This window comes from Polaromonas sp. P1_E1_2, assembly GCF_056406035.1.
The window spans coordinates 1-6,143 of record NZ_JBFUAZ010000216.1 but is presented as its reverse complement, the minus strand read 5'-3'; the positions used below and the strand labels follow the sequence as shown (position 1 = coordinate 6,143).

Here is a 6,143-nt window from a genome sequence, read left to right as displayed (position 1 = left end):
TTCTTGTACTGCGCGCCGCCGGCAAACAGCAGCAGCGGCGAGGTGCCGACCATGGACACCGGCGTGAAGTCGCGCAGCAGGTCGTAGGGCATCTTGTTGAACACGGCCGGCGCAATCGCATGCGGCAGCTCGACGATGGCGAAGGTGTAGCCGTCGGGCGCGGCCTTGGCCGCGGCTTCGGTGCCGATGCGCCCGGAAGCGCCGGAGCGGTTGTCGACCACCACGCTTTGCCCCATGGTCTCGCCCATGCGCTGGGCAATCGCGCGGGCGATGGCGTCGGTGCTGCCGCCCGGCGCCCAAGGCACGATGAGGCGGATGGGTTTGTCGGGGTAGGCGGCATGGGCGGTTCCCGCCAGAGTGGCGCAGGCCAGAAGCAGGGTGGTGAGCAGTCGGGTCTTCACGGTGAAATTTCCTTTGCGGGCTGAAGAAAAGGGGGCGTGCGGTCAAGGGATGGGGTTAAAGGTGTCACGGTCGCCTTTGGCTGTGAGCAGCAGCAAGGCGTGTTCTGATGCCTGCACCTGGCCGAGCGCGCGAAGGCGGGCCAGCGCACTGAGGCAGGCGCCGGCGCAAAGCTCCACCCACAGGCCTTGCGCCGCGAGCCGGGCGCTGCCCTGGATGGCGCCGGCGTCATCAATGACCACGGCGCCGCCGCCCGACTGCTGCACGGCCAGTTGCTGTTGCAGCGTGACGGTGCTGCCGCCTGTCGAAAACTGCGTCGTCTGGCCGTTGAATTMCGACTGCAGCGGCGCGCCCTCGAGCACACGGGAAAGGCGGGGGAACGGCTCAACGGCCCATAACCTGGGCATGTGCCCAATGAGTCCCGCCCGGTGCAAATCACGCAGTGCGCTGTAAATGCCCCAGAGCAGATCGCCACGGGCGGTGGGTACCAGTACATGGTCCGGCACGCAACCGCCGGCGACAAATTCGAGCGCCACGGCGCGGTAGCCTTCCACGCCAAAAGCAGGGCTGCCGACCGCCGGCACGCTGTAGTTGGTGAGGGCAAAGGCCCCGTCCTGCTCGACCCGCCGTCGTACATGGTTCCAGCGCTCAAAGCCGTGGTCGAACTCCATGCGCCGGGCGCCCAGGTGATGGAGGGCCCGCGCGAAGGGCGCCGGCATGTCGCGGTAGGTGGCGATTTCGCAGGGCAGCCCGGCCGCGGCGCAATAGGCTGCTGCCGAAACTGCTGCGTTGCCGCTGGAGGCCAGCACCACGGTCTGCGCGCCTGCGTCCAGCGCCCGGCTGACGGCCTGTGCCGACATGCGGTCTTTGTGCGAGCCAGTGGGGTTCATGCCCTCATGCTTGGCGCTGAGCTGGCACAGGCCAAGCTCGCGCGCCAGGCGCGGCAGGTCCAGGCAAGGCGTGTTGCCTTCACCCAGGGAAACGCCGCGGGTGTAGGGCAGCCAGTCGCCCCACTTATAACCTGTGCTGGCTGTTTTCAGTGTTTGGGGCAACCCGGTGTAAACGGCTTCCAGGCTGGCGGGCGTGCCCTGTGCCGCGCAGTGCGGACAGCCGGCGGGTAAATCTTGCAGCGGGTATTCACGGGCGCAGAGGATGCACCGCAGCCTCATCAGTCGGGGGTTGCGGCTGATGGCGTTCCATGCCGCAGGGTTTGGAAAGGATTCGGGGGAAACAGAATTCATGGGCAGATGGTACGAAGACGATGGGCTCTCATGCATCGCATGTTTGCGATTTAAAATAAGTAAAACTTATAGGAAACCGCCATGGCCGAAGCCAGTGCACGTCAGATTGAAGTGTTCCGCATGGTCATGCGGCTGGGCACCGCCAACCGCGCGGCGGCGGCGCTGCACGTGAGCCAGCCGGCCGTCACGCAGCTGCTGCAGCAGCTCGAAGCGCGCGCCGGGCTCAAGCTGTTTGACAGGCCCAAAGGCAAGCTGACGCCCACGCCGGAGGCGCACGCGCTGATGGAAGAGGTCGAGCGGGTCTACGAAGGCCTCGAAGCCGTGCAGCGAAAAATCGTGGCCCTGCAGTCGCATGAGGACACCGTGCTGCGCATCGGTTCACTGCATGCTATGGCTGCCAGCGTGATGCCCTGGGCGCTTGCCGAGTTTCAGCGAAGCTACCCGCGCACGCGTTGCCTGCTGCTGGTCGACAGCTCGAAGGTGCTGCGTGAGGCCTTGTTCCAGGGGGCGGTGGACCTGGCTTTCCTGGGCGACGAGGCGGACACYAGTGGCCTGGTGTCCTCGCTTTTTTACCAGGTGCCCGCGGTGTGCGTCATGCCCGCGGCCCACCCGCTCGCTCGCAAGCAGGTCCTGCAGCCCAGGGATCTCGCAGAAGTGCCGCTGGTCGGCCTGTCTGCCTCGGATACGGCCCAGCGCCGGCTGGAAGCCGCGTTCGCACAGGCGGGTGTGCAGCCGCGCTTTGTGATTGAAACGCCTTACAGCGCAACGCAGTGTTCGCTGGTGCTGGCCGGGGCCGGGCTGGCAGTTACCAATCCGCTGGTGGCGCGTGAACATGTGGCGCTGGGCCTGCGCAGCGTTCCGCTGGCGGCTGATGTGTCGTTCCGGGCCTTGCTGGCTTTCAAACCGCGCCAGGCCCAGTCGGGCGCCGCGCAGGAATTTGTGAGCCTGTGCCGGCGCTGCCTGGCACGCAGCCTGCCTGAGGGCTCGTTGCTGGAAGAGCTGCCAGCGCCGCCGAAGCCGCTCAGTCCCCGGCGCTTGCCACCGGCTCCACCGTAACGGCCACGTCGAGGATGTGTTGCGCACCGCCGCGGATCACACCGCGCATGGGCGATACATCGAGGAAGTCGCGGCCGATGGCCAGTGTGACGTAATCTTCACCCGGCGCGCGGTTGTTGGTGGGGTCGAAGTCGAGCCAGGCGCCCAGGCCGGGGCAGTACACCGAAGCCCAGGCATGCGAGGCGTCGCTGCCCACCAGCCGTGGCTGGCCGGGCGGTGGCGTGGTGAGAAGGTAGCCGCTGACATAACGCGCCGGCAGGCCCATGGCGCGGCAGCAGGCCACCATGATGTGCGCGAAATCCTGGCACACGCCTTTGCCCAGCTTGAGCGCTTCGAGCGCCGGCGTGTTGACTTCGGTGCTTTCGCTCTCGTAGGTCATGGTGCTGTGAATGCGATCCATCAGGTCGCGCGCTGCCTCGGGCAGTGGCCTGCCCGGCAGGAAGCTGGGGCGGGCAAATTCAATGAAGGCATCGTCGCGCGGCACATAGGGCGAGGCGAAGAGGAATTCGGAGGCGCTGTCGTAGGCCGCGCCGGCGCGGTAACGGAACTGTTCGCGCACCTGCTCCCAGGCGGGCGATGCAGGCTTGCCGGCGGACAGGGTCGCTTCTGATTGCAGCGGGTTGAGGGCCGACGTGGAGACGATGCTGTCAGCCACCACCGTCAGGCTCTCATGCGCCGCCTGCAGGGAAAAGTAGGTGCGCGTATTGCCGTAGACATCTTCGGTTTCGCGCAACTGGACCGGTTCGGGGTTCACCCGCAACGCATAGTCCAGCAGGGTCTGGCCGTTTCGGCTGGCGGGCTTGAGGTGCACCACATGGTGCGCGTTTTCCACCACCGGAGCATAGCGGTAACGGGTTTCGTGAACGACGTGAAGCAGCACGGAAAAACTCCTGGGGCCTCAGGCGCCCAGGCTCTGGCTGGCAGAAGCCGCGTGGCTGAAGTAGCGGCGGCTCAAGGTGTCTGACAGTTCCAGCGCGGCATCGCAGCACTGCTCGAGCAACTGCACCAGCCGCCCATCATGTTGCCCGCCGTTTTCATCTTCGCCATCGCCGGTGCTGGCCTGGGCGTCCTGGCACAAATCAGCCAGGGCCCAGCTGCCGGGGTCGGGCAGTTCCATCGCCAGGTCGGGCATGTCGCCCGGCGCGCTGCCCGCCAGCTTGGCGAGGCGCCCGCGCAGGGTCTGCACCACCCAGCCGAGGGAGCGCGGGTTGTCGCGGTCCAGCACCAGCAGATCGAGCAGGGCCGGGATGTCGCGGCGCTGCTGGTACTGCGCGTGGAAGGTGATGGTGCTGTCGAACAGCGCCACCATGGCGTTGAAGCCGCCTTCTTCAAAAATCGATCCGGTTTCAAAGCCGCGAATCAGCGCGCCGGCCAGGGTGTTGAGCCGTTCAATCAACCGGCCCACGCTCAGGAGGCGCCAGCCGTCGTCGCGGGTCATGCGGTCGGTTTGCGCACCCGTCATGGCCGAGAGGAAGCCGCTGGCCGACTCCAGCGCCCGCAGCGCCTCGACGGAAGAATATTCGAGCAGGTATTGGCTGGATTGGCTCTGGCTTTGCCCGCCCTGGCTTTGGGTCTGGCCCACCGCGCTGAACGATGAGCAGCGCTGGAAGAAGTCGGTCTCGGTGCGCACGATCATGTGCCATTGTTCCTGCGACAGGCGTTCGCGCACGGCAGATGCGGCGCTCTTGAGCGCCCGCAGGTTAAAGCCTACGCTGGCGGCCTGTTCGGTGTCGGCCAGGTTGGCGATCAGGGCGCGTTCGAAGACGCGGCGCGCATGTGTGGCCGGCGGCACGGTGTCCAGCACCAGCGCGTTGCCGACGGCCATGCTGGTCAGCCAGGCCAGCAAGGGCTGCGAGGTCTGGTCTTCGCCGCCCAGGCATTGCAGCGTGATTTGCGCCAGCCGCGTGGAGTTTTCGGCACGCTCGGTGTAGCGGCCCAGCCAGAAAAGGTTTTCGGCCGCGCGGCTGGTCACGGGCGGGCGGTGGCGCAGCGGCGCTGCGGCCCAGACAGGCGCCGGCTGCTCGGTGCGCGATGCGGTGGTGTGTTCGGCCATCGCCTTGGCTGCCGAGGGGTCGCCCAGCACCCACACGTCGGCACTGCTGCCGCCGTGCTGCATCGACGACATGTTTTCGTTCTTGCCCGCCAGCCGTGCCAGCCCGCCCGGCAGCACCTGCCAGGAGCCGTTGCCATCGGCCACCGCAAACACGCGCAGCATGGCCGAGCGCGGGGAAATCCGCTCACCCTGCCAGGTCGGCGTTTGCGGCAGAGGCAGGTAAGCCTGCACGGTGAAGTCTTCGCCCCGGCGAACAATGCGGCCAGCCCATTCGTCCAGTGCACGGCGCGACAGGGTATGGCCGATGACGGATTCCATGCCGGTGCCCGGATAGGTCGGCTTGATCACGCAGGTCTTGAGCTGGCTCAGCACGTCCTGCATCACTGCCTGCTCGCCGCACCACCAGGTGGCCAGCGAGGGCAGGGCCAGCGTTTCACCAAGCAGGTGCTCGGAGAGCGCGGGAAGAAAGCCGAGCAGCGCACTTGATTCGAGGAAGGCCGAGCCCGGCGTGTTGACCACCAACACATTGCCCGCGCGTATCACCTGCAGCAGGCCGGGCACACCCAGTGTGGAGTCCGAGCGCAGTTCCAGCGGATCGAGGAATTGGTCGTCCAGGCGCTTGAGCAGTCCGTGCACCCGCTCCAGGCCGCGCAGGGTTTTCAGGTAAAGCTTGTCATCGCGCACCAGCAGGTCGCTGCCCTCGACCAGTGTCAGGCCCAGGAAGCGCGCCAGGTAGGCGTGCTCGAAATAGGTTTCGTTGTAAGGCCCCGGCGTCAGCAGCACCACGCGGCTTTCCTCGTTGCTGTCCGTCGGGCTCATGGCCTTGAGGCCATCCACCAGCGCCTTGTACGACGCGGCCAGCCGCTCGACCTTCATTTCGCGGAAGGCTTCGGGAAACAGCAGTGAAATCGTCAGGCGGTTTTCCAGCAGGTAGCCCAGGCCCGAAGGCGCCTGCGTGCGCTGCGACACCACCGACCAGCGGCCGTCGGGGCCGTGCGCGATGTCGAAGGCGGCAATGTGCAGATAGGTGCCGCCGGCCGGCTGCACGCCCTGCATGCCGCGCAGGTAACCCGGGTGGGCATGCACCAGCGCGCTGGGCAGCAGGCCTTTGGAGAGCAGCTCCTGCGGGCCGTAGATGTCGGCCATCACGCGGTCCAGCAGGCGGGCGCGCTGCTGGATGCCGGCCTCGATCTGCGCCCAGTCGGCGGGCGAGACCATCATGGGGAACAGGTCCAGCGACCAGGGCCGCTGCGGGCCGTTGGCGTCGGCGTAGACGTTGTAGGTCACGCCGTTGTCGCGGATCTGGCGGCGCAGGTTGGCGGTGCGGTGGTTCAGGTCGTAAAAGCCGTCGCTGCCGAGGAAGTTGAAAAAGCGTGTCCAGTCGGGCGACAGGG

At 66.8% G+C, this 6,143-nt stretch carries 5 protein-coding genes; 1 reads left to right on the top strand and 4 read right to left on the bottom strand.

The window, feature by feature from the left end:
* Positions 1 to 401: tripartite tricarboxylate transporter substrate-binding protein (locus AC1D1P_RS11775; protein WP_477673098.1), on the bottom strand; the 401-nt coding region annotated here is incomplete at its 3' end.
* Between the two features lie 42 nt (positions 402 to 443).
* On the bottom strand, positions 444 to 1,640 hold the full coding sequence (locus tag AC1D1P_RS11770) for a pyridoxal-phosphate dependent enzyme (RefSeq protein ID WP_477673097.1): 1,197 nt from the start codon (positions 1,638 to 1,640) through the stop codon (positions 444 to 446).
* Positions 1,641 to 1,721: 81 nt separating this feature from the next.
* On the opposite strand from AC1D1P_RS11770, the gene AC1D1P_RS11765 reads away from it, so the two are divergent.
* Entirely contained in the window at positions 1,722 to 2,696 is a 975-nt protein-coding gene (locus tag AC1D1P_RS11765) for a LysR substrate-binding domain-containing protein (protein ID WP_477671105.1), read from the top strand.
* On the opposite strand, the gene AC1D1P_RS11760 is transcribed toward AC1D1P_RS11765, so the two are convergent.
* Together AC1D1P_RS11760 and AC1D1P_RS11755 are read right to left on the bottom strand one after the other, a co-directional pair.
* Positions 2,662 to 3,576 (bottom strand): transglutaminase family protein, encoded by a 915-nt coding sequence (locus AC1D1P_RS11760; RefSeq protein WP_477673096.1) that lies wholly within the window; start codon positions 3,574 to 3,576, stop codon positions 2,662 to 2,664. The two genes, AC1D1P_RS11765 and AC1D1P_RS11760, sit on opposite strands and share 35 nt — an antisense overlap.
* A gap of 18 nt (positions 3,577 to 3,594) precedes the next feature.
* A partial coding sequence (locus AC1D1P_RS11755; protein WP_477673095.1) for a circularly permuted type 2 ATP-grasp protein occupies positions 3,595 to 6,143 on the bottom strand: 2,549 nt, incomplete at its 5' end.